At 63.7% G+C, this 25,503-nt stretch carries 21 protein-coding genes; 9 read left to right on the top strand and 12 right to left on the bottom strand.

Features of this window, described 5'->3' with window-relative positions:
- The first annotated feature begins 29 nt into the window (after positions 1-29).
- From AC1Q5W_RS00710 to AC1Q5W_RS00685, 6 genes are all read left to right on the top strand, one after another.
- The gene (locus tag AC1Q5W_RS00710) at positions 30-1,634 is read left to right on the top strand and encodes a long-chain-fatty-acid--CoA ligase (RefSeq protein ID WP_492646184.1); all 1,605 of its coding nucleotides are present in this window, start codon (positions 30-32) and stop codon (positions 1,632-1,634) included.
- 80 nt (positions 1,635-1,714) lie between these two features.
- Complete coding sequence (locus AC1Q5W_RS00705) at positions 1,715-2,032, top strand: PepSY domain-containing protein (RefSeq protein WP_492645806.1); 318 nt, start codon at positions 1,715-1,717, stop codon at positions 2,030-2,032.
- A gap of 75 nt (positions 2,033-2,107) precedes the next feature.
- Complete coding sequence (locus AC1Q5W_RS00700; protein ID WP_492645805.1) at positions 2,108-2,578, top strand: DUF2271 domain-containing protein; 471 nt, start codon at positions 2,108-2,110, stop codon at positions 2,576-2,578.
- Between the two features lie 5 nt (positions 2,579-2,583).
- Complete coding sequence (locus tag AC1Q5W_RS00695; RefSeq protein WP_492645804.1) at positions 2,584-4,806, top strand: PepSY domain-containing protein; 2,223 nt, start codon at positions 2,584-2,586, stop codon at positions 4,804-4,806.
- A gap of 19 nt (positions 4,807-4,825) precedes the next feature.
- Positions 4,826-5,776: an FAD:protein FMN transferase gene (locus AC1Q5W_RS00690; protein WP_492645803.1), complete on the top strand. Its 951-nt coding sequence runs from the start codon at positions 4,826-4,828 to the stop codon at positions 5,774-5,776.
- A gap of 198 nt (positions 5,777-5,974) precedes the next feature.
- The gene (locus AC1Q5W_RS00685; protein ID WP_492645802.1) at positions 5,975-7,111 is read left to right on the top strand and encodes a DUF1513 domain-containing protein; all 1,137 of its coding nucleotides are present in this window, start codon (positions 5,975-5,977) and stop codon (positions 7,109-7,111) included.
- 25 nt (positions 7,112-7,136) lie between these two features.
- On the opposite strand, the gene AC1Q5W_RS00680 is transcribed toward AC1Q5W_RS00685, so the two are convergent.
- From AC1Q5W_RS00680 to aceE, 12 genes are all read right to left on the bottom strand, one after another.
- A complete protein-coding gene (locus AC1Q5W_RS00680; RefSeq protein WP_492645801.1) occupies positions 7,137-7,760 on the bottom strand; it encodes a hypothetical protein in 624 nt (207 codons plus the stop codon).
- On the bottom strand, positions 7,757-8,395 hold the full coding sequence (locus tag AC1Q5W_RS00675) for an SCO family protein (RefSeq protein ID WP_492645800.1): 639 nt from the start codon (positions 8,393-8,395) through the stop codon (positions 7,757-7,759). Before AC1Q5W_RS00675 ends, AC1Q5W_RS00680 begins: the two co-directional genes overlap by 4 nt.
- 23 nt (positions 8,396-8,418) lie before the next feature.
- Positions 8,419-9,027 carry a c-type cytochrome gene (locus AC1Q5W_RS00670; protein WP_492645799.1) on the bottom strand — a complete coding sequence of 203 codons (609 nt, stop codon included), beginning with the start codon at positions 9,025-9,027 and terminating at the stop codon, positions 8,419-8,421.
- Between the two features lie 16 nt (positions 9,028-9,043).
- Positions 9,044-9,670, bottom strand: a complete 627-nt coding sequence (locus AC1Q5W_RS00665) for a cbb3-type cytochrome c oxidase subunit II (protein WP_492645798.1) — start codon at positions 9,668-9,670, stop codon at positions 9,044-9,046.
- Positions 9,660-11,315, bottom strand: a complete 1,656-nt coding sequence (locus AC1Q5W_RS00660; protein ID WP_492645797.1) for a cbb3-type cytochrome c oxidase subunit I — start codon at positions 11,313-11,315, stop codon at positions 9,660-9,662. Before AC1Q5W_RS00660 ends, AC1Q5W_RS00665 begins: the two co-directional genes overlap by 11 nt.
- 198 nt (positions 11,316-11,513) lie before the next feature.
- Positions 11,514-12,290: a bestrophin-like domain gene (locus AC1Q5W_RS00655; RefSeq protein ID WP_492645796.1), complete on the bottom strand. Its 777-nt coding sequence runs from the start codon at positions 12,288-12,290 to the stop codon at positions 11,514-11,516.
- A gap of 37 nt (positions 12,291-12,327) precedes the next feature.
- Positions 12,328-13,851, bottom strand: a complete 1,524-nt coding sequence (locus tag AC1Q5W_RS00650) for a diguanylate cyclase (protein WP_492645795.1) — start codon at positions 13,849-13,851, stop codon at positions 12,328-12,330.
- 118 nt (positions 13,852-13,969) lie between these two features.
- Complete coding sequence (gene map, locus AC1Q5W_RS00645) at positions 13,970-14,761, bottom strand: type I methionyl aminopeptidase (RefSeq protein ID WP_492645794.1); 792 nt, start codon at positions 14,759-14,761, stop codon at positions 13,970-13,972.
- Positions 14,761-15,015 (bottom strand): ParD-like family protein, encoded by a 255-nt coding sequence (locus AC1Q5W_RS00640; protein WP_492645793.1) that lies wholly within the window; start codon positions 15,013-15,015, stop codon positions 14,761-14,763. The genes map and AC1Q5W_RS00640 overlap by 1 nt, the downstream gene beginning before the upstream one ends.
- 194 nt (positions 15,016-15,209) lie before the next feature.
- A complete protein-coding gene (gene lpdA / locus AC1Q5W_RS00635; RefSeq protein WP_492645792.1) occupies positions 15,210-17,066 on the bottom strand; it encodes a dihydrolipoyl dehydrogenase in 1,857 nt (618 codons plus the stop codon).
- 18 nt (positions 17,067-17,084) lie between these two features.
- A complete protein-coding gene (gene aceF / locus AC1Q5W_RS00630; RefSeq protein ID WP_492645791.1) occupies positions 17,085-18,446 on the bottom strand; it encodes a dihydrolipoyllysine-residue acetyltransferase in 1,362 nt (453 codons plus the stop codon).
- Between the two features lie 18 nt (positions 18,447-18,464).
- Positions 18,465-21,170, bottom strand: a complete 2,706-nt coding sequence (gene aceE / locus AC1Q5W_RS00625) for a pyruvate dehydrogenase (acetyl-transferring), homodimeric type (RefSeq protein WP_492645790.1) — start codon at positions 21,168-21,170, stop codon at positions 18,465-18,467.
- A 207-nt stretch (positions 21,171-21,377) separates the two neighbouring features.
- On the opposite strand from aceE, the gene AC1Q5W_RS00620 reads away from it, so the two are divergent.
- From AC1Q5W_RS00620 to folD, 3 genes are all read left to right on the top strand, one after another.
- Positions 21,378-23,864: a PAS domain-containing sensor histidine kinase gene (locus tag AC1Q5W_RS00620; protein ID WP_492646183.1), complete on the top strand. Its 2,487-nt coding sequence runs from the start codon at positions 21,378-21,380 to the stop codon at positions 23,862-23,864.
- 16 nt (positions 23,865-23,880) lie between these two features.
- Positions 23,881-24,507 carry a response regulator transcription factor gene (locus tag AC1Q5W_RS00615; RefSeq protein ID WP_492645789.1) on the top strand — a complete coding sequence of 209 codons (627 nt, stop codon included), beginning with the start codon at positions 23,881-23,883 and terminating at the stop codon, positions 24,505-24,507.
- A gap of 72 nt (positions 24,508-24,579) precedes the next feature.
- Complete coding sequence (folD, locus tag AC1Q5W_RS00610; RefSeq protein WP_492645788.1) at positions 24,580-25,458, top strand: bifunctional methylenetetrahydrofolate dehydrogenase/methenyltetrahydrofolate cyclohydrolase FolD; 879 nt, start codon at positions 24,580-24,582, stop codon at positions 25,456-25,458.
- Positions 25,459-25,503: the final 45 nt, after the last annotated feature.

Raw genomic sequence — 25,503 nt, 5'->3', positions numbered from 1 at the left:
GGAGACACCCCGTGTTGCAACCTGGCCTGATGATGGACCGTCCCCTGCTGCTCTCCAGCGTGATTGAACACGCCGCCGCGCAGTATGGCGACGCCGAAGTCGTATCCCGCGAGACCCATGGTCCGCTGTTTCGCTACACCTATTCCGAGTGCGCTGCCCGCGCACGCAAACTGGCCAATGCGCTGGCAGGCCTGGGCCTCCAGGGGGGCGATGCCGTGGGCTCCATTGCTTGGAACAACCACCGCCACCTGGAGGCGTACTACGCGGTGTCGGGCAGCGGCATGGTCATGCACACCTGCAACCCGCGCCTGCACCCGCAGCAGCTCATCTACATCATCAACCACGCCGAAGACCGCGTGGTACTGTTCGACGCCACGTTTGCGCCGCTGATTAAGGGCATTGCCGCGCATTGCCCGAACGTGCGGACCTGGGTGTGCCTGGCCGACGCGGCCAACACGCCCGCCATCGAAGGCGTGGCCAACGTGCTGGCCTACGAGGAACTGATCGCCCCCTGCAGCGACGTTTTCGCGTGGCCCGAATTCGATGAACACACCGGCGCAGCCCTGTGCTACACCTCGGGCACCACGGGCAACCCCAAGGGCGCCCTGTATTCGCACCGGGCCATTGTGCTCAATGCCATGTCGGGCTGCCTGCCCGGGGTCCTCTCGCTCTCGCCGGCGGAGACCATCCTGCCCGTGGTTCCCATGTTCCACATCAACGCCTGGTGCATTCCCTACGCGGCGCCCATTGCCGGCGCCAAGCTGGTGCTGCCCGGCCCCCGCCTGGACGGGCAGTCGCTGTACGAGCTGATGGAATCCGAAACCGTGACCGTCAGCGCCGGTGTACCCACCATCTGGCAGGCATTGTTGGGCCACGTGGAGCAGCATGGCTTGCGTTTCTCCACCATGCACAGAACGGCAGTCGGCGGCTCGGCCATGCCGCAGGCCCTCATTGCCAAGTTCATGGACACCTATGGCGTGGAAGTGCGCCACGGCTGGGGCATGACCGAAACCACAGCCGTTGGCACCATGGGTACCCTGATGCCCAAGGCCAAGAACTGGACCTCCGAACAGAAGCAGGCCTTGCTAGCCAAGCAGGGCAAGAGCACCTTTGGCGTCGAAATCAAGGTGATCGACGAACAGGGCAACACCCTGCCGCGTGATGGCACCTCCCAGGGCGAACTCATGGTGCGCGGCCACTGGATCATGGCCTCGTACTACAAGGGCGAGCGCTCGCCCCTGGTGGACGGCTGGTTCCCCACCGGCGACATTGCCACCATCGACGCCGAAGGCGTTATGCAGATCCGTGACCGCACCAAGGACGTGATCAAGACCGGCGGCGAATGGATCAGCTCCATCGACCTGGAAAGCGCGGCGGTGGCGCACCCCGCAGTGGCCATGGCCGCCGTCATCGGTATCAAGCACCCCAAGTGGGACGAGCGGCCCCTGCTCTTCGTCGTGCGCAAGCCCGGCCAGACGCTGAGCAAGGAAGAAATCCTCGCCTTCCTGGCCGAGCGCGTGGCCAAGTGGTGGGTTCCGGACGATGTGGTGTTCCTCGACGTGTTGCCCGTGGGCGGCACCGGCAAGGTGCAAAAGAGCGACCTGCGTAAACAATACGGCGGTGTGTTCAGCTAGGGCTATGATGATCAGTGATCGTGCGCGTAAAACACAACCAACTGATGTTTCGCGCATGAGACTGACTCAGGAGAGCCGCCATGAAATCTCTTGCAATTACCAGCGTTGTACTTGCCGGCCTATTGGCCGGTGGTGCGGTGTGGGCGGATACCGGGTGCAACGTGCCCCTGACCGGTTGGCAGCCGCGTGAAGTTTTACGCAAACAGCTGGAGCAGCAGGGTTTGCAGGTGCACCGCATCAAGGTGGATGACGGTTGCTATGAGGTGCGCGGTGTCGATGCGCAGGGAAAACGCTTCAAAGCCAAATATGCGCCCGATTCCCTGAAGGCTCTCAAAATGGAAACCAAAGAGGATGAGCGCGGTGAAAGGCGCCGCGAGCGTGGTCAAGACTCCAGATAGATATCTTCGCGTTAAGCTGGCCTTCATGTAGCGAGCCCAAAATACCCTCCATACGCATTTTCCGAGGACTGAACGATGAATAAGCTAACTTCTGCACTCTGCATGGCGGGTATCTTGGCACTGCCTGGCTTGGCGCAGGCCCGCCCCGTGACTTTGACGACCCAATTGCAAAGCTACTCTGGCAACGGTGCCTATCTGGCCATCTATGTCACTGATGCCGCTGGGCAATACAAAAAAACACTCTGGGTGGCCGGTAAAAAGACCAAGTACTACAAACATTTGCGTGACTGGGCGCGCGGCAGCGGAATGAAATCCAGCGAATTTGATGGCGTGAGCGGAGCCAGCGTGGGCAATGGCCGCAGCTTGAAGGTCACGGTGGAACTGGCCGATGCCTTGATTGACGCGGGCTACGAAATCCGCATCGACACGGCTGTTGAAGATCAGCGCGACAACCCTGCCGAGGTGCGCGTGCCATTGACCACCAAGGACAAGAGCAAGCCGGTAGCAGGACGCGGCTATATCAAATCCTTCACTTACGACCTGTAATCGGTTTGCGTAGGCTGCATTCTTTTTTGGGGTTGCTGGTCGCCTTGCTGGCGGTGGTTCTGGCCATCAGCGGCGCCATCCTGTCGCTCGATCCTGCGCTGGAAAGACTGGGCAGCGCCATCCCAGCCGACGGCCAGATTAGCGTTGCGACGCTGGCCGGTCGGGTAGCGCAGCATTACCCGGGAGTGGAGCAGATTCAACGGTCGCCGTCCGGTGCTGTCATCGTGTACTACAACCGGGATGGGCAAACCGGGGTGGACCGCATCGACCCGCAAACGGGACAGGGCATCGCACCGCACGTCGTTTCGCCGTTCTCGCGTTGGATGAAAGATTTGCACCGCTCCTGGCTACTCGACACCCCGGGGCGGGTAGTCTCGGGTTTGGTTGCGCTGACCATGCTGGTGCTGTCGGTGTCCGGTGCCGTGCTACTGGCGAAGCGCGTGGGAGGGTGGCGACATCTTGCCGATCCACTGCGTGGCAACCTGATTCAGCGTTGGCACACCCAGGTAGGGCGCGTAGTGGTTCTGGGGTTGCTGCTGTCGGCCCTCACAGGCATGTACATGTCGGCGGCCACCTTTACCTTGGTCCCCGATGGCATGCAGGACGAGCCGGATTTTCCGACTAACGTGGTGGGCGGGCCGCCCGCACCCATAACGGCTTTACCCGCACTTGTTGCGACCGACTTGAACAACCTGCGCGAACTGGTTTACCCCAGCCCCGGCGACCCCACCGGTGTGTATTCGCTGTCCAGAGACCTGGGCGAGGGCTATGTGGACCCCAGCAGCGGCGTACTGCTGTCGTACCGGCCCTATGGCGGTTTTCGCCAAACCTATGAGCTGATCTACAAGCTCCACACCGGTGAAGGACTGTGGTGGCTGGGTCTGCTGTTGGGTGTGTGCGCGCTCAGTGTGCCCCTACTGAGCGCCACAGGGGCTTTGACGTGGTGGCAGCGACGACAGTCGATGCCGCGCATTGTGGGCAACAGCGCAGCGCACTCGGCCGACACCGTCATTTTGGTCGGAAGCGAAAGCAACAGCACCTGGGGCTTTGCCAATACGCTGCATGAGGCCCTGCGCAAAGCCGGCCTGCGTGTGCATACAGCGGCGATGAACCAGCTGGCCACCGAATACCCCAAAGCCGAGCGCCTTTTCGTCCTCACGGCAACTTATGGCGACGGCGATGCCCCCAGCTCAGCCAACCAGTTTCTGGCACGGTTGGGCAAGGGCAAAACCCCTTCCAAAACCGGGTTTTCCGTACTGGGTTTTGGTGACCGGCAGTTTCCCCAGTTTTGCAAGTTTGCCTACGATGTAGAAGCGGCCCTGCTCGCGCAGGGGTGGAACCGATTGCTGGACATCGACACCATCGACCGACAATCGGGGCAAGCCTTCACGCGTTGGGGCAATGCTGTGGGGCAATTGATTGGCCAAGAATTGAACTTGGTGCACACGCCCAAGCGTCCGCGAACCGACGCCTTTGCGTTGATCGAGCGGGCCGATTATGGGGAGGCCGTGCAGGCTCCTACGAGCATCTTGCGGTTTACGGCCGTTCCGCCACAGGGCTTCAAAGGCCAGTTGATGCGGTTGTTCGGAGGCCATGGACTGCCACATTTTGAAGTGGGCGATTTGCTCGGGGTTGTGCCACCCGGCAGCGCTATTCCCAGGTTTTATTCGTTGGCCAGCAAGTCGAGCGATGGGTTCCTGGAGATTTGCGTACGCAAGTTGGAAGGTGGTCTGTGCTCGGAGTTTCTGCATGGACTGCAGCCGGGCGGGCGCATGGACGCCTTCATTCAACTGCATCCAGACTTTAGACCCGTTGCTGGCAACGCGCCCGTGATCCTGATCGGTTCGGGCACAGGAATAGGCCCATTGGCCGGCTTTATCCGCAACAACACGGGCAAGCATCCGATGTTCCTGTACTGGGGTGGGCGTGACCCGGCATCCGATTTTTTGTACAAACCGGAACTTGATACGTATCTGGCCGATGGTCGCCTGACGGGCCTACACGCCGCTTTTTCACGCGTCCAGAATGGCGCCTATGTGCAAGACCGCGTGCTGGCCGATGCCACGCAATTGCGCCAATTGCTGGAGCAAGGGGGGCAGGTTCTGGTGTGCGGCAACCGGGCCATGGCCAAGAGCATTGCACAGGCGCTTGATGATGTGCTGGCACCGTTGAACCTCAGCGTGGCAACTCTCAAAACGCAAGGGCGTTACCGTGAAGATGTCTTCTGAGCCGCCTAGCGCGAAAGTGATGGCACCTGCCTTGCAGCGCCACGCCTTGAACGGCGAAACCATGGGCACCCGTTACAGCGCCGTGTTTTTTGCACCGGCCAGCACCGACCTTGGTGCCGTCGGCGCGGCCCTGTTGGCCGCCGTCGACCAGGTGGACCGGCAGATGTCCACCTGGAAACCCGATTCTGACCTGAACCGCCTCAATGCGGCGCCATTACACCAGTGGCACACCGTACCGGCAGAGCTATTGGCTGTATTGGATGCTGCCGTGCGCGTTGGCATCGAATCCCGGGGTGCATTTGACATCGGCGTGGGGACGCTGGTTAACGCCTGGGGCTTTGGGCCGACCAGACATGAACCCGATGCGCAGCAGATCAGTGCCATGGGGCAGCGTGCGCACCGCGCCACAAGCGAGGTACTGGAAGTCGACCTGACCCAGCAACGCGTGCGCAAGAATGAAACCGTTGCACTGGATCTGTCGGGCATCGCCAAGGGCTATGGCGTGGATGCGCTGGCCCGGTGCCTCGACCGCTTCGGCATTACCCGTTACCTGGTTGGCATCGACGGAGAAATGCGCGCCAAGGGCAGCAAACCCGATGGCCAGGCCTGGGCCGTCGCTATCGAGAAACCCGTGCGCCATGTGCGTGAAGTGATGGGGGTGATGGAACTGGTCGATGCTGCCATCGCAACCTCAGGTGACTACCGCCATTGGGTCGAAGTGGCGGGCCAGCACTTTGCCCACACCATGGATCTGCGCAGCGGACGGCCCGTGGACAACCGCCTCGCATCGGTCACGGTGGTGATGCCGACTTGCATGCTCGCCGACGCTTGGGCCACCGCCTTGCTGGTTATGGGCGTGCCGGCGGCAACGGAGCTGGCACAGCAGCGGGGTATGACAGCCCTGCTGGTTTTGCGAGAGGGAGATGTGTTTGAAGAGATATCCATCTTGGATGGACAGCTTCAACCATAGAGCGGGCTGCGTTGGCTATTGAGATTCAGTCTTTCGTCCGCCGCAAACCGGACAGCGTCGCCTGCGCTGCGCACACCAAGGCCGCCAGATCGGTACACTTTTTTTCAAATGCAAATAAGAACTGTTATCATTTGAGTGCGAATTCACCCAGGACGGGTGAACGCTTGAATGGAAACGGAGCGGATAGTGGGCCAAGGAATGAATCGCCGGCACTGGCTGGCATCACTGGGGGCGGTGGGCATGCTGCCCAGGTTTGGGCTGGCGGCAGCCTTGGCGGATACGGCGGCACCGTCGGTCCTGATCGGCGCGAGCTGGCGCGGACCGAACGCGGACGATGCACATTTTGCCGGCGTGCTGGCGGCAAACTGGGAACAGAAAACCCTGCAGATCCGCCACGCCGTGCCCCTGCCCACCCGCCCTCACGGGCTGCTGGCCGAAGCCGATGGCAGTCTGCTGGTGACCGGTGTGCGCCCCGGCACCTGGCTGCTGCGCTGCGACAACCGCGGGCGGGTAACGCAACACACCACGCTCGCGAACGACGCTTCCAGCGTGCGCCTGAGTGGCCATGCCGATGGCCTGCGCGATGGCCAAGTGATCTACACCACCGAAACCGATTACAAAAGCGGGCGCGGCCGCATTGGCGTACGCGACCGCCAGAGCCTGCGCAAGCTCGACGAGTGGGATAGCCACGGCGTGGAGCCCCACCAACTGGTGCTTGACCAGGACGGCCACCTGCTGGTGGCCAATGGCGGCGTGCCACGCACCCTGGCGGACCAGAAATACGACCTGCACCGCATGGACGCCTCGCTGGTGCGGCTGGATGGCCAGAACGGCCGCCTGCTGCGCCAATGGGAGCTCGACGACCGCCGCCTGAGCCTGCGCCACCTGGCCTGGAGCCACTCGTTCACGCAGGACAAGACCTATCTGGGCGTGGCCATGCAGGCCGAGCACGACGACCCTGCCCAACGCGCCCAGGCGCCCGTTCTGGCGGTGCTCGATGGCGACCAGCTCCAGGTGCCCACCCCCAAGGGCGATGGATACGGCTACGCTGGCGACATCGCGGCTGCCTACAACGGCGGCTTTTTTCTCTCCAGCAACAAGGCGGGCGTGGCCCAGGTCTGGCTGCAGGACAGGCCCACGGAGCTGTCCCCCGTCGTCAAGCTGAAAGAGGCCTACGCGCTGGCCAGCTGGAACGGCCCCAACCCGGGCGGCGGTGTGCTGGTTGCCACGGCGGCCGGACTGGTACGCTGGCATCCGACGGCGCCACCGGTGGTATTGCCCTGGCCCCAGCCCATGGCGCTGGACAACCACTGGGTCCTGATGGGCGCAGCATGAACGTGACCCTTGCCGCCTTTCTAAATCACGTCATGGCCACTACGGCGTCACGCCGTACGGCCCACCAGGCCACCCGCGTCAACCAGCCCACGGCCAACAATGCCGCCGTGGTTACCAGCCACTGGCCCAGCCGGGCCTGATCGTCCGGCAGGTAGGCGTTGCACAGGCGCAGCGGGCTGTCGATGTACAGCTGCCCGACCACAGCGGTCATGGGCAGTATGTTGCCCAAAAAAAATCCCTGCACCACCAGCCCTGCAGGGCACCAGGACAGCCACAGCGCCGCACCGGCCAGCAGCAGTGCTGTGCATTTGGTCACTTCGAGAGACGACGACAGCAGCACCAGGTCGAGCACGCGCGGCACCATCAGCACGGCCAGCACCACACCAGCACCCACCAGCCCACTGATGCCATAGGCATTCCAGCGTGCCACGCGGACCCGTGCTGCTGGCGACAGGCCCGCTGCCAGCAAAGCACCCACCAACATCCACAGCGGATACTGCAGCACCATGTGCCGCCACATGCTGGCCGTGAGCCACTGGCGCAGCGCGGGCACCAGCAGCAAAGCCAGAAGGGCCAGCGCCAGCAGCACTGGGCGCTTGGGTGTGCGCCGGACCATCACCGCGGTGGCCGGCAGATGCGGCCCCTTCACAATCGCCCCCCGTTGGCCAGATGGCGTGCATAGTCCAAAGCGAGTTGCTGCTCGGCCACATCGAACACGCGCAGCAAGCGGCCCTGCGCATCCAGCACCAGAAAGGCGGCATTGTGTTCGTAGTCCCCACGCCCATTGGAAATCACCACCACGCCCAGGCGCTGCAGCAGCACTTGCTGCTGCGCCATATCAGGCACACGCACCCAGGTCCATAGCGTCGGATCAACCTGCAAGGTGCGCGCATAGGCCTGCAATACTGCCGGCAGATCGTGTGCGCCGTCGAAGCTGATGGACAGCAGCCGCACCCCTGAGCCGCCCCCCGCAGCACGATCCGCCTGCAGAACCGCTTGCAGCTGCTGAAAGCTGTTGCCCAGTGACAGGCACACGGTCTGACAACGGGTGTAGACGAAGTCGACCAGGGTGATGCCGCCGCCCCGCGCCAACAGCGTGGGCAGGCTCTGCGCGGCGATGCCCGGGCCTTCAACCGTGACCAGCGGCACGGACACCGGTTGCTGCGCGACCTCCATCCGGCGCGCACCTTCTGCGGTCCAGACCTGAAAATCGTGTGTCAACCATGCGGCGCTGGCATACCCGGCCAGCACCAGCACCAACGCCAGCAAAGCGGTGCGCAGCATGGCAGGCGGCTCCTGAACCAATGTCAGTCGGGCTTTGCCGCCAGCGCCTGGAGCGCTGCACCGCCTTCAAAGGGCGTGGTGCGCGTGCTGGCCTTGCGCTCTTGCTCAAACAGCGTGGCCGACAAGGCGGGCGCCTTGTTGGACCAGGTGCTGCGCACATGGCTGGCCACCGCAGCCAGTTCAGCATCGCCCAGCTGCTGGAACGACGGCATGGCACCGTTGTACTCGGCGCCCGCCACGCTGATCTTGCCGTTGATGCCGTGCAGCAGAATGTTGGCCACAGTGCGCGCATCCCCCTGCACCCACTCTGAGCCATCGAGCGGCGGGAACACGCCCGGCAGTCCTTTGCCGGTGGCCTGGTGGCAGGCGGCGCACTGTGCGGCAAACACGGCCTTGCCATCGACGGCAGTTCCCGCAGCGGCAGGCACCGGCCCCGACAGGTCAGCCACGGTGCGGCGGTCACCCAGACCGACATTGCCAAAAGGCTCGGATATGAAGATATAGACCACCCCAAACAGCACCATGGCCAGCGTGATGGCGGCAGCGGCCAGTGGCACAGGGCGGATGCGTTCCTCGGGCTCGGCGTTTTCGCGCTCCTGCGCCTGGTGGGAGGTGTCGGTTTCTGAAGTCATGAGAGCCTCGCGGGGTTCAGGAAGCAGGCGTTGCGGGAGCCTGGGTTGTCGGGGTGGCCTGCACGGCGGGCGGCAGCACCGGATAGGTGTGGTTCAGGCCTTGCAGGTACTTCACCAGGTCCAGCGCCTCGGGCCGTGCCACCACCACCTGCCCTGCCGGTCCCTGACCGGGCGGAAGCTTCACGACCTCATCGCCGGGCTCGGCGACGGCCTTGGTCTCGAACAGATAGGGATAGGACGGCATGATCGAACCCGGCACATAGGCGCGCGGCTGGTAGATGTGGCCCAGGTGCCAATCCTTGCTGGGCTGGCGTGCTCCGATATTGAACAGGTCGGGCCCCGTGCGCATGCTGCCCAGCAGGTGCGGCTTATCGTAGAAATAGTCGCCTGGCACCGAAGCCCGACCCCAACCCCGCTCAGCGTCAGGGCCGAAGTTGCGGTCGCGTGGCTGCTGGGAATGGCAATACACACACCCGTTGGCGATATACACCTGCCGCCCGCGCAGTTCGGCGCTGCTGTAGGGCTTGAGGCCCACGGGCGGCGTGACGTCACGCACCTGCATATAGGGCATGACCACCAGCGCAGCCGTGGCCACAGCCAGTGCGACCATGGCACCGGCGGCAAGCTTGACTTCATTCTCCATGTGCGAACTCCATTGCCTTGGCGGGTCGTGTGAACAGGGCTGCGCCCGTGCGCGTGGGGCCAAAGCGCAGCGCCATCGCCAGGAAATGCCCCACAAAGATGAGATGGCTGGCCACCATCAGCGAGCCACCCACACTGCGCCACTGCAGGTAGGGAATCGTCACGGCCACCGAATCCATGAAGGGCCGCGTGACATCCAGCATCGCAAGCCCCTGCAGCCAGCCACCGATGGACAGGCCGGTGAAGTAGATACCGATGCCGATCACCGCCAGCCAGAACTGCAAGGTGATGAGACGCGGGTACGGCCACTCCCAGTGCAGCACGCGCGGCATCATGAAATAAATGGCGCCAAACAGCACCATGGTGACAAAGGCATAGGCGCCCAGGTGGGCGTGCGCCACCGTGAAATGCGTGAAGTGCGTTACCTGGTTGATGCTGCGCAGCGCCTCCAGCGAACCCTGCACCGACGACAGCATGTACATGAAACCGCCAAACATCATGAAACGCAGCGTGGGTGAATAGCGCGCCAGGTGCATGCGCCCCCACATGGTGCCGGCCATGTTGATGGTGAAAGCCGCCACGGGAATGATCATCATCATGCTTTCCACGATGGACAGCGTGGTCAGCCAGCCGGGAATCGGCCCGCCGATGAGATGGTGGCCACCCACCTGGCCATAGAAGAAGGCCAATGTCCAGAAGCCGAGGATGGAGAGGTTGTACGAGCGCACAGGCCGCCCGATGATCTTGGGCAGAAAGTAGTAGATGGCCCCCACGCTGATGGGTGTGAACCACAGGCCCAACACGTTGTGACCGTACCACCAGTTGGTGGTGGCCTGCTGCACGCCGGTGTGAACACCCGGCATCTTGGCCACGATGAACAGCAGTGCAATCCACAGCAGCGCCGCCACCATGTACCAGACACTCACGTACAGCGACTCAACCTTGCGGTTCACCAGCGTGTAGAGCACCGGGCCGATGATGCAGACGAAACCGGCCACGATGAACAGACCGATTTGCCACGGAATTTCCAGGTATTCCATGCCGTCGGTCCAACCCGAGCCAATGGCGCCAATGGCACTGGCAATGCCGGTGTTGATGAGCGCGCCGCCCAGCATCACCCACATGGCCCCCACCAGGTGCGTGCGCAGCAGACGCGGCAGCAGCCAGATGATGACACCCAAAGCAGCATTGGTGATCCAGCCGTACAGCACCGCCGTGAGGTGGATGGTGCGGATGCGCCCGAAGGTCTGCCAGGCCTCACCCACCAGCAAGTCGGGCATGTGCAGCTTGAGAGACGCCGTGAGCCCCGCCACCGAACCCAGCAAAAGCCAGAAGCAGGCAAAGGCAATGAACATGAACACCGGAAACGCACTGGAGTGGTCGGCCTCGATGCGGTTGCGCAGCTCATCGGGGTCGTCCACATGCTCGTGTTCGCCCGGCCCTGCTGCAGCGCCCTGCAGACGCGCCTTGGCGTTGTCGTGCAGCACCGGGTCATCGACCTTGCCCAGCTCACCGGGCGCAAAAATGACCGACGCGGCCCGGGGGTTTTCGACCAGCAGGCCCTTGCGCATCGACCAGATGAAGACAAACAGTCCCATGATCGAGAGCAGAAAAGCCCCCAACAAACTCAATACTGCACTATCCATGGGGTGGGCTGCCTTTCTTATTGATGTAATGCAACATCCCACCTCAGAATCTCTGCTAGGGGGACGCGGGCAGGATTCTAAAAGCCATTTCAAGTATATATTTAGGCAAATCTATATATCCATGCCCCGTACAAGTGATACCCGACCGGGCGGAACACTCAGGCAACATTTGCCGTAGGAAAAGAATTGCCTCGCCCGTTACGGACTTGCCACCGGTTGCGTGGCCAGTCCGGCAGGCATGGTGACGCGGGTGAAACCACCGTTGTAGGGGTTGGTGTGCATCGCCAACTGCCACAAGGCCAGCGTGGTTGCGATGGAAAACACCACCAGCACCATGCGCCCGGCGGGTGGGCGATCCAGATGCACTGCGGCAATCATGAGGTGTGCAAAGAACGCCAGCCCCACCACCACCCACCACTGGTTGTCGTCGGTGTGGTCACTGCCAATGAACAGGCGCCGAAGCCGGGCGTCCTCCAGGTCATCCACCGCCTTGAACCACTGCGCCACCATCGCTGCGGGCACGCCATCGCGGCTCAGGCGCACGGCCTGCAGCCGCAGCTCACGCAGCGCCAGCGCCGCGCCAGGACTGGCCTGGTGGTTGAAATGCACGCCCCACTCTTCCGTGGACACGGCATTGCGGTAGGCCGCCAGCAATGGCGCGGCACGCGGAACATCCAAGGCTGCGGGTGCCATCAACTCACTGAGCCGCATGACTGCCGTGACCTCCTTGGATGCCGCATCAATCGCCATTCTCTGCTGCGTCCAGATGTCGACCGCCAGAAAGCTCAGGAACAACGCAAACACGGTAGCCACCGGTGTGAAGGCGGGGCCCACGGGCAGCAGCTTGGGCACGCTGGCAAAGCGCCGGTTCAGCCAGCCCAGCCACACAAAGCTGGTGGCCAGCATCAGCGCCGACAGCACGCCGAGCACCAGCAATTGCAGAAAAGCGGATAAATCAAAAAAAGCGTCAAGCATGGTCACTTCAAGTGCAGTTTGTGTGCACGTAATGTACCTAGTTGCGCGCAGACGGCACATCCGTGTCGCTGCCCTGCGCTGCCATGCCCGGGCTGTGCGCCTGCACCCGGTTGCGGCCTGCCTTCTTGGCCGCGTAGAGCGCAGCGTCAGCACGCGCAACCAGATCCTTGCCCGTGTCGCCCGCCACATAGCACGACACGCCCATGGTGGCGCTGACGTGCTGCAGGTGCGCGAATGGATGGGTGTCGATAGTGGCGCGCACACTCTCGGCCAGGGACAGCGCCCCTTCCAGCGTGGTGTTGGGGCAAATCACGATGCATTCCTCACCCCCCCAGCGCCCGGCCATGTCGGTTTCGCGGGTTCTCAGGCGCAACAGGTCCGCCAGCGCAACCAGTACCTGATCGCCAACCTGGTGGCCGAACACGTCGTTGACCTGCTTGAAGTGGTCCACATCCAGCATGATCACGCTCAAGGGCTGGCCCGTGCGCTGCGCACGCTGGATTTCGGCATCCAGGGTCTGATCGATCTTGAGCCGGTTGTACAGCCCGGTGAGCTGGTCGGTGACCGACAAGCGGGCCAGCTCCCGGTTCAAGCGGCTGAGCTTGCGGTTCCAGTAGAAGGCCATCAGCAACAGCACTGCGGCCGCAGCCACCACTTGCCAGAGCAAGCGGTAGTCAATGCCCTGCTGCACGTTGACCGCCACATGGCGGTTGGATATGGCTTCGCGCTCCTGCGGCGTGATGGTACGCACGCCCTTGTCCAGAATGGCGCGCAGCAGCGTCTCGTCCTTCAGCACGCCGATGCGCAGCTGGTTGGTGAACTGGGGCACCTGGCCCGCAATCTTCAGGTTGAACAAGCCTTCTTTCTTGATTGCATAGGCGGCCACGATCAGCGAGCGGATCGTCAAATCCGCCTTGCGCGCCGACACCAGCGCTACCGACTCATCCTCGCTACCGGTCAGGATCACGTTCAGGTTGGGAAATTCGCGCCGGATGCGTTCCTCCACCATGGTGCCGCGCGGCAGCGCCACGCTTTCGTTGGACAGCCCCCGCAGGTCACCCACATAGGGATGCTCTTCGCGCGTCACCAGGATGTTGGGATCGTAAAAAATGGGTTCGGTAAAGCGCAGCCACTCCTCGCGTTTGGGGGTCTGGTTCAGAAAACTCATGATCTGACAGCGCCCGGCCTTGGAGGCAGCCAGACTTTCGTCCCAGTTTTTTACCGGGTAGAGATCGATGCGCAAGCCCACCCGTTGCGCCACCAGCTGCACCAGGTCGGCGGCAATACCCTCGTGCCGTCCATCGAGCGTGATGCGCTCAAACGGGACCCAATCCGGGTCCACGCACATCTTGATGCCCGTCGACTGCCGGATGTAAGCCGCTTCATCGGGCGTGAACGCAATGGCCGCCGTTTGCGCCGACGCACCCGAGACCACCACCAGCAGCATGGCAAACAACATGGCCGGCAGCGGAAATGTCCGCCCCTTGCGCATCTGCGCCAGGAGGGGGACCGCCGACAGTGCCGTGGAGTGCTGATCTAGAGATAGGAAACGCAACCGCATGCGTCCAAGTATCCCACCACACAACAGTCCCAGATGGGCTAATCTACTGTTCCAGTGGGTCTTCCGTTTCTTCCTTCAGCTTCTCTTTTGATAGCACTTCCGCTGCGCGAACAAAGTCTCAAATGGGCGGATAAGCCCCCGTGCCACCGGGCCACGCGGTCAGCACCTCATACCCATCCTGTGTGACCGCCACCATGTGCTCCCATTGGGCCGAGAGGGATCGGTCTTTGGTGACGACAGTCCAGCCGTCGGCAAGCTGCTTGGTTTCGCGGCTGCCGGCGTTGAGCATGGGTTCAATCGTGAAGACCATACCCGGCTCCAGCGTGAGGCCGCGGCCGCGCTGGCCATAGTGCAGCACGTTCGGTTCATCGTGGTAGATCTGGCCGATGCCGTGGCCGCAGTATTCGCGCACCACGCTGAAACGCTCACGGTGGGCCACCGACTGAATGGCATGGCCCACATCACCCAGCGTGGCGCCGGGCTTGACCTGCCGGATGCCGGCGCACAGGGCCTCGTAGGTCACATCCACCAGACGGCGGGCCAGCACGCTGGGTTCCCCCACGCAGAACATGCGGCTGGTGTCGCCAAACCAGCCGTCCTTGATGACGGCCACATCGATGTTGACGATGTCGCCCTTTTTCAGAATCTTGTCCGCCGAGGGAATGCCGTGGCACACCACCTGGTTGACGGAGGTGAGGATGGTCTTGGGATAGCCCTGGTAACCCACGTTCGCAGGAATGGCGCCCTGCACGTTCACGATGTAGTCGTGGCACAGTGCGTCCAGCGCCTCGGTGCTCACGCCGGGCACCACGTGGGGCTCGATCATGGCCAACACCCCGGCGGCGAGCTGGGCGGCCCGTCGCGACAGAACCAGCTCTTCGGCGGACTTGATGGGAACGTCGTGCCCCATCAGTGTTTCTCGGCCACAGCCGCGCCAGCCTTGCCCAGCTGCCCTGCCACCGCCCCGGCGATGTCCAGCCCCCCGGTGAGTTCCGCCTGAATGAGCAGTTGGCAGATTTCCCGGTGGTTGAGCTCCGGGTGCATTTCAATGAGCATGCCAACGCGCATCCAGTGCTCGGCCTGCGCGTTGATCGACCGGCTGAGCGCACTGCCTGCCACGCGCAGGTTCTCGTGCATCTGGTCTGAAATTTTGACAATACCCATTGGGTGACTCCATACGAAACGTATACAAATTATATACGTATCATATATTTTGTCGATCACGCCAACACAAGAACCGACACCGCAATGCCGCCACTGCTCAATCAGATGCAAAAAAGCCGCGCAGCCCTCACGGAATCTGCGCGGCCAGCTACTGATTCAGTAGCAGCGTCGGGCGAGTGGCTTATTTACTTCCGTTACTTGCGTGCCGGCGGCACGTCCGTGCAGCTGCCATGCGCCACTTCCGCCGCCATGCCCAGGCTCTCGCCCAGCGTGGGGTGGGGGTGGATGGTCTTGCCAATGTCCACGGCGTCCGCGCCCATCTCGATGGCCAGCGCAATCTCGCCGATCATGTCGCCCGCATGGGTGCCAACGATGCCACCGCCCAGGATGCGGCCGTGACCGTGCGCCTCGGGGCTGTCATCGAACAGCAGCTTGGTGAAGCCTTCGTCGCGGCCGTTGGCAATGGCGCGGCCGGAAGCCGTCCAGGGGAACAAGCCCTTCTTCACCTGGATGCCCTGCGCCCTGGCCTGGTCTTCGGTCAGGCCCACCCAGGCCACTTCGGGGTCGGTGTAGGCCACGCTGGGGATGACGCGGGCGTTGAAGGCCGTGCTGGCCAGCTCCGCGTTGCCCTGCAGTTCGCCGGCAATCACCTCGGCCGCCACATGTGCTTCGTGCACCGCTTTGTGCGCCAGCATGGGCTGGCCCACGATGTCGCCAATGGCGAAGATGTGCGGCACATTGGTGCGCATCTGGATGTCGACGTTGATGAAGCCGCGCTCCGTCACCGCCACGCCGGCCTTCTCGGCGGCAATCTTCTTGCCATTGGGCGTGCGGCCCACGGCCTGCAGCACCAGGTCGTACACCTGCGGTGCGGGGGCAATGCCGCCCTCCTCGGCTGGCGCAAAGGTCACCTCAATGCCTTCGGGCGTGGCCTTGGCGCCCACCGTCTTGGTCTTGAGCATGATGTTGTCAAAACGCTTGGCGTTCATCTTCTGCCACACCTTGACCAAGTCGCGGTCGGCGCCCTGCATCAGGCCGTCCATCATCTCCACCACGTCCAGGCGCGCGCCCAGCGTGCTGTAGACCGTACCCATTTCCAGGCCGATAATGCCGCCGCCCAGGATGAGCATGCGCTTGGGCACATCCTTCAGGGCCAGCGCGCCGGTGGAGTCGACCACGCGCGGGTCATTGGGCATGAAGGGCAGGCGCACGGCCTGGCTGCCCGCCGCGATGATGGCCTTTTTGAAGGCGATGACTTTCTTGGCGCCGGTCTTGTCTTGCGAGGTGCCGGTGGTTTCTTCCACCTCCACGTGGTTCGCACCCACGAAGGCGCCGTAGCCGCGCACCACGGTGACCTTGCGCATCTTGGCCATGGCCGCCAGGCCGCCGGTGAGCTTGCCCACCACTTTTTCCTTGTGGCCGCGCAGCTTGTCGATATTGACCACGGGCTTGCCGAAGTCCACACCCAGGCCGGCCATGTGGCCCACTTCGTCCATGACCGCCGCCACGTGCAGCAGTGCCTTGCTGGGAATGCAACCCACATTCAGGCACACGCCGCCCAGGGCCGCGTAGCGTTCCACCAGCACCACCTTCAGCCCCAGGTCGGCGGCGCGGAAGGCCGCGCTGTAACCGCCAGGGCCGGCGCCCAGCACCAGCAGGTCGCAGTCCAGGTCCACCGCACCGGCGTAGCTGGCGCCGGCGGGCGCAACGGTCGCGTTGCTTGCTATGGATTCAGGAGCTGTCTGCGCAGGTTTTACGGGGGCCGCTGGCACATTTTGTGCTGAATTTGCGGCTGGCGCCGGGGCGGCGGCGCCGGCCACCTCCAGCATCAGTACCACCGATCCTTCCTTGACCTTGTCGCCCAGCTTGACCTTGAGTTCCTTGACCACACCGGCGTGGCTGGAGGGAATTTCCATGGAAGCCTTGTCGCTCTCCACGGTGATCAGGCTTTGCTCGGCGCGGATGGTGTCACCCACGGCGACCATCAGCTCGATGACGGAGACCTCGGCGAAGTCGCCAATGTCGGGAACCTTGATTTCTACGATTGCCATGGTGTCAGTTCCTTCGCGTCACAGCAGCACCCGACGGAAGTCCGCCAGGATCTGACCCAGGTACACGTTGAAGCGGGCTGCCGCCGCGCCGTCGATGACGCGGTGGTCCCAGCTCAGGGAAAGCGGCAGCATCAGGCGCGGCACGAAGGCCTTGCCGTCCCACACCGGTTCCATCTGGCTCTTGCAGACGCCCAAAATGGCGACTTCGGGCGCGTTGATGATGGGCGTGAAGTAACGCCCGCCAATGCCGCCCAGGCTGGAGATGGTGAAGCTGGCGCCCGTCATCTCGGCGGGGCTGAGCTTGCCTTCGCGGGCCTTCTTGGCCAGTTCGGCCATTTCCTGGCTGATCTGGAAGATGCCTTTCTTGTCGGCGTCCTTGATAACCGGCACCATCAGGCCGTTGGGCGTGTCGGCGGCAAAGCCGATGTGGAAGTACTGCTTGAGCACCAGCTGGTCACCGTCGAGCGAACTGTTGAACTCGGGGAACTTCTTGAGCGCGGCCACGCAGGCCTTGATCAGGAAGGCCAGCATGGTGACCTTGATGCCCGACTTCTCGTTCTCTTTGTTCGTGGCCACGCGGAAGGCTTCCAGGTCAGTGATGTCGGCGTCGTCGTGGTTGGTGACGTGGGGAATCATCACCCAGTTGCGGTGCAGGTTGGCCGCGCTGATCTTCTTGATGCGCGCAATGTCCTTGCGCTCGGTGGGACCGAACTTGGCGAAGTCCACCTTGGGCCAGGCAATGAGGCCCAGGCCGGCACCGTCGCCGCCGCTGGCCTTGGCCTGCGCCGCGCCAGCCTGCGTCTGCACCGCACCGCTCATGACGGAACGGGTGAAGCCCTGCACGTCAATCAGGGTCACACGCCCCTTGGGGCCGCTGCCCTTCACTTCATTCAGCGGCACACCCAGCTCGCGGGCGAACTTGCGCACCGATGGCGAGGCATGCGGCAGGTTGAGCGCCAAAGCCGTGGGTTCATGGGCCGGCAACGCGGCCGTGGCTGCGGGTGTCGGCGCGGCAGGCGCTACCAAAACAGGAGCTGTCTGCGCAGGAATTGCGGGCGTTGCAGCCACATTTGTCGCTGAAACCGGTGCAACAGCCGCCACAGCGGGAGTGGCCGCTGCCACCGGAGCTGGGCTTGCCGCGCTGGCGCTTTCCAGCGTCAGCACGAGCGACCCCTGCTTGACCTTGTCGCCCAGCTGGACCTTGACCTCCTTGACCACGCCAGCGTGGCTGGAGGGAATCTCCATGGAGGCCTTGTCGGACTCCACGGTAATGAGCGACTGCTCGGCCTTCACCGTGTCGCCGGGTTTGACCATCAGCTCGATGACGCTGACCTCGTCAAAGTCGCCAATATCCGGAACCAGAATATCTACCAATGCCATAGTGTTCTCCTAGCCGTCTCAGGCGGTGCGCGGGTTGACCTTGTCGGCATTGATGCCGTACTTGGCAATGGCCTCGGCCACCTTGCTGGCGGGCACCGTGCCCTCTTCGCTCAAGGCCTTGAGGGCCGCCACCACGATGAAATGGCGGTTGATCTCGAAGTGCTCGCGCAGCTTGTAGCGGAAATCGCTGCGGCCAAAGCCGTCAGTGCCCAGCACCTTGTAGGTGCGGCCCTTGGGAAGGAAGGGGCGGATCTGCTCGGCGTAGGCCTTCATGTAGTCGGTGGAAGCCACCACGGGGCCGGTGTGCTTGTCCAGCTGCTGCGTCACGAACGGCAGGCGCGGCGCCTGTTCCGGGTGCAGCAGGTTGTGGCGCTCGCAGTCCTGGCCTTCGCGCGCCAGTTCGTTGAAGCTGGGGCAGCTCCAGACGTTGGCGGCCACGCCCCAGTCTTTCTCCAGCAGCTCCTGAGCCGCCAGCGACTCGCGCAGGATGGAACCCGAGCCCAGCAACTGCACGCGCGGCGTCAGCTTGGGGCCTTCCTTGCACAGGTACATACCCTGGATGATCTGCGCCTCGGTGCCGGGCTGAAGGCCGGGCATAGGGTAGTTCTCGTTGAGCAGGGTGATGTAGTAGTACACGTCTTCCTGCTTCTCCACCATGCGCTTCAGACCATGCTGCATGATGACCGCGACTTCGTGCGCGAAGGTCGGGTCGTAGCTCACGCAGTTGGGAATGGTGCCGGCCAGGATGTGGCTGTGGCCGTCTTCGTGCTGCAGGCCCTCGCCGTTGAGCGTGGTGCGCCCCGAGGTGCCGCCCAGCAGGAAGCCGCGCGCACGCATGTCGCCGGCCGCCCAGGCCAGATCACCGATGCGCTGGAAGCCGAACATGGAGTAGTACACGTAGAACGGCACCATGATGCGGTTGTTGGTGCTGTAGCTGGTGGCAGCGGCCATCCAGCTGGCCATGCCGCCGGCTTCGTTGATGCCTTCCTGCAGGATCTGGCCGGCCTTGTCTTCCTTGTAGTACATCACCTGGTCGCGGTCGACCGGGGTGTAGAGCTGGCCCTTGGGGTTGTAGATGCCGATCTGGCGGAACAGCCCTTCCATGCCGAAGGTGCGCGCCTCATCCACCAGGATGGGCACCACGCGCGGGCCCAGGGCCTGGTCGCGCAGCAGCTGCGTGACAAAGCGCACGTAGGCCTGCGTGGTGCTGATCTCGCGGCCTTCGGCCGTGGGCTCCAGAATGCTCTTGAAGGTCACCAGCGCGGGCACGGTGAAGTGCTCGTCGGCCTTGGCGCGGCGGTGCGGCAGGTAGCCGCCCAGGGCCTGGCGGCGCTCGTGCAGGTAGCGCATCTCGGGCGTGTCGTCGGCCGGTTTGTAGTACGGCAGCTTGGGCAGCTCGCTGTCGGGAATGGGAATGTTGAAGCGGTCGCGGATGTACTTGATGTCCTCATCCGACAGCTTCTTGGTCTGGTGCACGGTGTTCTTGCCCTCGCCGGCCTTGCCCATGCCGTAGCCCTTGATGGTCTTGACCAGCAGCACAGTGGGCTGCCCCTTGTGCGCGTTGGCGGCGTGGAAGGCGGCGTAGACCTTGGCGGGCTCGTGGCCGCCGCGGCGCAGTTCGAACACCTCCTCGTCGCTCATGTGCTCGACCAGCTGCAGTGTCTCCGGGTAGCGGCCGAAGAAGTTCTTGCGCACAAAAGCGCCATCGTTGGCCTTGAAGGCCTGGTAGTCACCGTCCAGCGTTTCCATCATGAGCTGACGCAGCTTGCCGGTCTTGTCGCGCGCCAGCAGGGCGTCCCAGCCACTGCCCCACAGCAGCTTGATGACGTTCCAGCCGCTGCCGCGGAACTCGCCTTCGAGCTCCTGCACGATCTTGCCGTTGCCGCGCACCGGGCCGTCCAGGCGCTGCAGGTTGCAGTTGACGACGAAGATCAGGTTGTCGAGGTTCTCGCGCGCGGCCAGGCCGATGGCGCCCAGGGATTCGGGCTCGTCCATCTCGCCGTCGCCGCAGAACACCCAGACCTTGCGGTTCTCGGTGTTGGCAATGCCGCGGGCGTGCAGGTACTTCAGGAAACGGGCCTGGTAAATGGCCATCAGCGGGCCCAGGCCCATGGACACCGTGGGGAACTGCCAGAACTCGGGCATCAGCTTGGGGTGCGGGTAGCTGGAGAGCCCCTTGCCGTCCACCTCCTGGCGGAAGCTGTCGAGCTGCGCCTCGCTCAAGCGGCCTTCGAGGAAGGCGCGGGCATAGATGCCGGGGGCGCTGTGGCCCTGGATGTAGAGCAGGTCACCACCGTGGCCTTCGCTCTCGGCGTGCCAGAAATGGTTGAAGCCGGCACCGAACATGCTGGCCACCGAGGCAAAGGAACCGATGTGGCCGCCCAGGTCGCCGCCGTCAGCGGGGTTGAGGCGGTTGGCGCGCACAACCATGGCCATGGCGTTCCAGCGCATGTAGGCGCGCAGGCGCTTTTCAATCTGGATGTTGCCGGGGCAATGGGCTTCCTGCTCCGGCTCGATGGTGTTCACATAGCCCGTGTTGGCCGAGAACGGCATGTCGATGCTGCTCTGGCGGGCATGTTCCAGCAGCTGCTCCAGCAGGTAGTGGGCGCGCTGGGGGCCTTCGGCCTGGATGACGGCGGACAGGGCGTCCATCCATTCACGGGTTTCCTGGCTGTCAGAGTCCAAGGAAGGGTTCATCGGTGCGTTCTCGGGAACTGCGGACATCGGTGTCTCCTGGTTGCGTTTTACGTAATTTAGTGCCGTGGCTCTAGTCTCGCATAATTTATTTGAAATTTCAAATAATGCTTTTCTGATTCATATTATGAAATCATCAAACACCTTTGCCAGCCCCGGAAACACCGTCCCCTACACTTGGGCCCCATGCCTTTGCCGAACCTGACTTCCCTGCCCGGACAACTGGGCCTTCCCACCATGGGGCGCGCCCGCCAGTGGTGGCGGCGCCTGACCCCGCACCGCCAGGACAGGGTGGCCATGCTGGCCCCCTTGGCAGCCGTGCTGTTGTTTTTTGCCGCGGTGGCCGCCGCGCTGGGTTACCTGCGCGTGGAAGAAATCGACCGCGAACAGCAGGCGGTGCAGCGGGACGTGGAATACACGCAACAGCGCCTGCGCCTGCGCCTGCTGGAGCGCCAGGAGCAGCTGATGCGCACGGCGCGCGAAATCTCCAACCGCGAGATTGATCTGGCCGAGTTCCGCACACGCAGCGAAGCCATGCTCAACCAGTACCCCGAGTTGCAGGGCATTGCCTGGATCGACGAACGCCGGCGCGCCCGCGCCAGCCTGGGCACCGCAACCCTGGCGGCGAGCCAGTTGCACCAGAGCAGCGACGACAGCGTGCAGCGCACCGACAGCCTGAGCGGCTTCTTCCAGGCGCGCGAATCGGGCCAGCCGGTGTACGTACAGCGCGTGCGTTCGTCGGACACAGCGCCGCTGCTGCAAATGCACCTGCCCCTGAACGACCGGGGACGCTTCTCCGGGGTGCTGCTGGTGGAGTACTCCGTCGACGGCCTGTACCGCTACGGCGTGCCGGCCGAAGTGTCGGCCCGCTACGCCATCACCCTGCTGGACGCCGGCGGCGGCGTGCTGGCCGGAACCGCCATGCCGGTGCGCAAGATCAGCAGCCGTTTCCTGCCCTGGGCCAGCCCGCCCAACGAGTACGCCATGCCGGTGTCGCCGGTGGGCAGCGGGCTGGTCATCCGGGCGCAGGCCTACCGCGCCTCGCTGGGCGTGATCGGCAGCGGACTGTTCTGGCTGGTCAGCGCCCTGAGCGTCCTGACCGCCTGGATGCTGATTGCCAACTGGCGCCACACCCGCCGGCGTGTGCAGGCCCAGCAGGCGCTGCTGTCGGAGACCAATTTCCGCCGCGCCATGGAAAACTCCATGCTCACCGGCATGCGGGCCATGGACATGCAAGGGCGCATCACCTACGTCAACGCGGCGTTCTGCCAGATGACGGGTTGGACCGAGTCCGACCTGGTGGGCCGCACGGCTCCGTTTCCGTACTGGCCCGACAGCGAGCGGGAGTTCCTGGCCTCGCGGCTGGAGGAAGAGCTGACCGGCCGAACGCCCATTGGAGGCAACCAGGTGCGCATCAAGCGGCGCAACGGCGAACTCTTCGACGCCCGGCTCTACGTGTCGCCGCTGATCGACGCCAACGGCGAGCAGACCGGCTGGATGACGTCGATGACCGACATCACCGAGCCCAACCGCGTGCGCGAGCAGCTGTCGGCCGCACACCAGCGCTTCACCACGGTGCTGGAGGCGCTGGACGCGTCCATATCCGTGGCCCCGCTGGGCAGCGACGAGCTGCTGTTCGCCAACAAGCTCTACCGGCAGTGGTTCGGCGTGCAGACCGGGGGCCACCTGCAACTGGTGGCCGAAGCGGGCGTGCCACCCAGCCGCACCAACGACGAATCGCTCGACAGCGTGGACTCCTTCGCCGGCCTGCCCACCACCACCCTGCACGACAGCGAATCCGAAAGCGCCGAGATTTTCGTCGCCGAACTGGACAAATGGCTGGAGGTGCGCACCCGCTACCTGAGCTGGGTCGACGGCCGCCTGGCGCAGATGGTGATTGCCACCGACATCACCAGCCGCCGCCTGGCCGAAGAGCAATCGGCCACGCAGGCCGAGCGGGCACAGAACGCCAGCCGCCTGATCACCATGGGAGAAATGGCCTCCAGCGTGGCCCACGAACTCAACCAGCCGCTAACCGCCATCAACAACTACTGCAACGGCATGGTGTCGCGCATCAAGGAGCACCAGATTACCGAGGACGAGCTGCTGGGCGCGCTGGAGAAGACCGCCCGCCAGGCTCAGCGCGCCGGGCAGGTCATCCAGCGCATCCGCTCCTTCGTCAAGCGCAGCGAGCCCAACCGCACGCTGTCGGAGATCACCCTCATGGTGACCGAGGCGGTGGAACTGGCCGAAATCGAGCTGCGCCGCTTCAACGTGCGCCTGAACCCCTACGTGGCAGAGCGGCTGCCCCTGCTGATGGTGGACCCGATCCTGATCGAACAGGTGCTGGTCAACCTGCTGCGCAACGCCGCCGAGTCCATCGACATGGCCCTGCGTCCTACGGCCGAACGCATTGTCGAGTTGCGGGTGGTCCCGCGTACCCTGGAGGACAAGCGCGTCGTCGAGTTCTCGGTGCAGGACACCGGCAAGGGGCTGGCGCCCGAGGTCATGAGCCGCCTGTACGAAGCCTTCTACTCGACCAAAGCCGAAGGCATGGGCATCGGCCTCTCGCTGTGCCGCTCCATCGTGGAGTCCCACATGGGAAGAATGACAGCGGAGAACCTCTACAATGGTGAGGAGATATCGGGATGCCGGTTTTCGTTCTGGATACCCATCGCAGAAGCCGGCGCCGATTCCACCCCCTCTCTGCACAACAGCCAATAACACCCTGGATGCCTGAATGAGCTTGATTCCCAAAAAAGGTACTGTTTACGTTGTGGACGACGATGAAGCCGTGCGCGATTCGCTGCAATGGCTGCTCGAAGGCAAAGGCTACCGGGTGCGCTGCTTCGACTCCGCCGAATCCTTCCTGAGCCGCTACGACGCCCGCGAGGTGGCCTGCCTGATCGTCGACATCCGCATGGGCGGCATGACCGGGCTGGAGTTGCAAAGCCGGCTGATCGAAGCCAAGTCGCCGCTGCCCATCGTGTTCATCACCGGCCACGGCGACGTGCCCATGGCCGTGGACACCATGAAAAAAGGCGCCATGGACTTCATCCAGAAGCCCTTCAAGGAAGAGCAGCTGGTGAGCCTGGTAGAGCGCATGCTCGACCACGCCAAGGACTCCTTCGCCGACTTCCAGCTCGCCGCCAGCCGCGACGCGCTGCTGTCCAAGCTCACGCTGCGCGAAAGCCAGGTGCTGGAGCGCATCGTGGCCGGGCGCCTGAACAAGCAGATCGCCGACGATCTGGGCATCAGCATCAAGACGGTGGAGGCGCACCGTGCCAACATCATGGAAAAACTCAGCGCCAACACCGTGGCTGACCTGCTGAAAATTGCCCTGGGACAAAACGCCCCGAAAACCTGACGCTACACATTTCATAGCTCCCTACGCCCGCCCCGCAAGGACTGCGGGCGTTTTTAATTGGAAAATTCGACCATGACCACTCCCGCAAGCGCCCAGATCATCGACGGCAACGCCCTCTCCAAACAACTGCGCGAAGACGTCGCCCGGCGCACCGCAGCCCTCAAGGCTGGCGGCATCACGCCGGGTCTGGCCGTCGTGCTGGTGGGCGACAACCCGGCCAGCCAGGTCTACGTGCGTAACAAGGTCAAGGCCTGCCAGGACGCCGGCCTGCACTCGGTGCTCGAGAAGTACGACGCCTCCATGACCGAGGCCGAACTGCTGGCGCGCGTGGACGCGCTGAACAACGACCCCGCCATCCACGGCATCCTGGTGCAGCTGCCGCTGCCCAAGCACATCGACGACCACAAGGTCATCGAGGCCATCTCGCCGACCAAGGACGTGGACGGCTTCCACGTGGCCAGCGCCGGCGCGCTGATGGTGAATGAGCCCGGCTTCAAGGCCTGCACCCCCTACGGCTGCATGAAGATGCTCGAATCCATCGGCATGAAAGACCTGCGCGGCAAGCACGCCGTGGTCATCGGCCGCTCCAACATCGTGGGCAAGCCCATGGCCATGATGCTGCTGCAGGCCAATGCCACCGTCACCATCACCCACAGCGGCACCGCCGACCTGGGTGCCATGACGCGCCAGGCCGACATCGTGGTGGCCGCCGTGGGCAAGCGCAACGTGCTCACCGCCGACATGGTCAAGCCCGGCGCCGTGGTTATCGACGTGGGCATGAACCGGGATGACGCGGGCAAGCTGTGCGGCGACGTGGACTTTGACGGCGTGAAGGCCGTGGCCGGCTACATCACCCCGGTGCCCGGCGGCGTGGGCCCCATGACCATCACCATGCTGCTGGTCAACACCCTGGAAGCCGCCGAGCGCGAGGCGGCCGTCTTGAAACGCTGAGTCTTGCACCCACCTACTGCCCAGCACACCCGCACGTTTTTTCTA

This window comes from Rhodoferax sp. MLSD5-FHT05B10 (assembly GCF_058793415.1).
Note: the sequence above shows the minus strand (reverse complement) of the source record. Positions and strands in the feature narration are given on the sequence as shown.

What these genes read in the sequence shown, in the direction of transcription:
- AC1Q5W_RS00710 (WP_492646184.1), top strand. Translation starts at nt 30, where the DNA reads ATGATGGACCGTCCCCTGCTGCTCTCCAGCGTGATTGAACACGCCGCC.
- AC1Q5W_RS00705 (WP_492645806.1), top strand. Translation starts at nt 1,715, where the DNA reads ATGAAATCTCTTGCAATTACCAGCGTTGTACTTGCCGGCCTATTGGCC.
- AC1Q5W_RS00700 (WP_492645805.1), top strand. Translation starts at nt 2,108, where the DNA reads ATGAATAAGCTAACTTCTGCACTCTGCATGGCGGGTATCTTGGCACTG.
- AC1Q5W_RS00690 (WP_492645803.1), top strand. Translation starts at nt 4,826, where the DNA reads ATGGCACCTGCCTTGCAGCGCCACGCCTTGAACGGCGAAACCATGGGC.
- AC1Q5W_RS00685 (WP_492645802.1), top strand. Translation starts at nt 5,975, where the DNA reads ATGAATCGCCGGCACTGGCTGGCATCACTGGGGGCGGTGGGCATGCTG.
- AC1Q5W_RS00675 (WP_492645800.1), bottom strand. Translation starts at nt 8,395, where the DNA reads ATGCTGCGCACCGCTTTGCTGGCGTTGGTGCTGGTGCTGGCCGGGTAT.
- AC1Q5W_RS00670 (WP_492645799.1), bottom strand. Translation starts at nt 9,027, where the DNA reads ATGACTTCAGAAACCGACACCTCCCACCAGGCGCAGGAGCGCGAAAAC.
- AC1Q5W_RS00665 (WP_492645798.1), bottom strand. Translation starts at nt 9,670, where the DNA reads ATGGAGAATGAAGTCAAGCTTGCCGCCGGTGCCATGGTCGCACTGGCT.
- AC1Q5W_RS00660 (WP_492645797.1), bottom strand. Translation starts at nt 11,315, where the DNA reads ATGGATAGTGCAGTATTGAGTTTGTTGGGGGCTTTTCTGCTCTCGATC.
- AC1Q5W_RS00655 (WP_492645796.1), bottom strand. Translation starts at nt 12,290, where the DNA reads ATGCTTGACGCTTTTTTTGATTTATCCGCTTTTCTGCAATTGCTGGTG.
- AC1Q5W_RS00650 (WP_492645795.1), bottom strand. Translation starts at nt 13,851, where the DNA reads ATGCGGTTGCGTTTCCTATCTCTAGATCAGCACTCCACGGCACTGTCG.
- map (WP_492645794.1), bottom strand. Translation starts at nt 14,761, where the DNA reads ATGGGGCACGACGTTCCCATCAAGTCCGCCGAAGAGCTGGTTCTGTCG.
- AC1Q5W_RS00640 (WP_492645793.1), bottom strand. Translation starts at nt 15,015, where the DNA reads ATGGGTATTGTCAAAATTTCAGACCAGATGCACGAGAACCTGCGCGTG.
- lpdA (WP_492645792.1), bottom strand. Translation starts at nt 17,066, where the DNA reads ATGGCAATCGTAGAAATCAAGGTTCCCGACATTGGCGACTTCGCCGAG.
- aceF (WP_492645791.1), bottom strand. Translation starts at nt 18,446, where the DNA reads ATGGCATTGGTAGATATTCTGGTTCCGGATATTGGCGACTTTGACGAG.
- aceE (WP_492645790.1), bottom strand. Translation starts at nt 21,170, where the DNA reads ATGTCCGCAGTTCCCGAGAACGCACCGATGAACCCTTCCTTGGACTCT.
- AC1Q5W_RS00620 (WP_492646183.1), top strand. Translation starts at nt 21,378, where the DNA reads ATGGGGCGCGCCCGCCAGTGGTGGCGGCGCCTGACCCCGCACCGCCAG.
- AC1Q5W_RS00615 (WP_492645789.1), top strand. Translation starts at nt 23,881, where the DNA reads ATGAGCTTGATTCCCAAAAAAGGTACTGTTTACGTTGTGGACGACGAT.
- folD (WP_492645788.1), top strand. Translation starts at nt 24,580, where the DNA reads ATGACCACTCCCGCAAGCGCCCAGATCATCGACGGCAACGCCCTCTCC.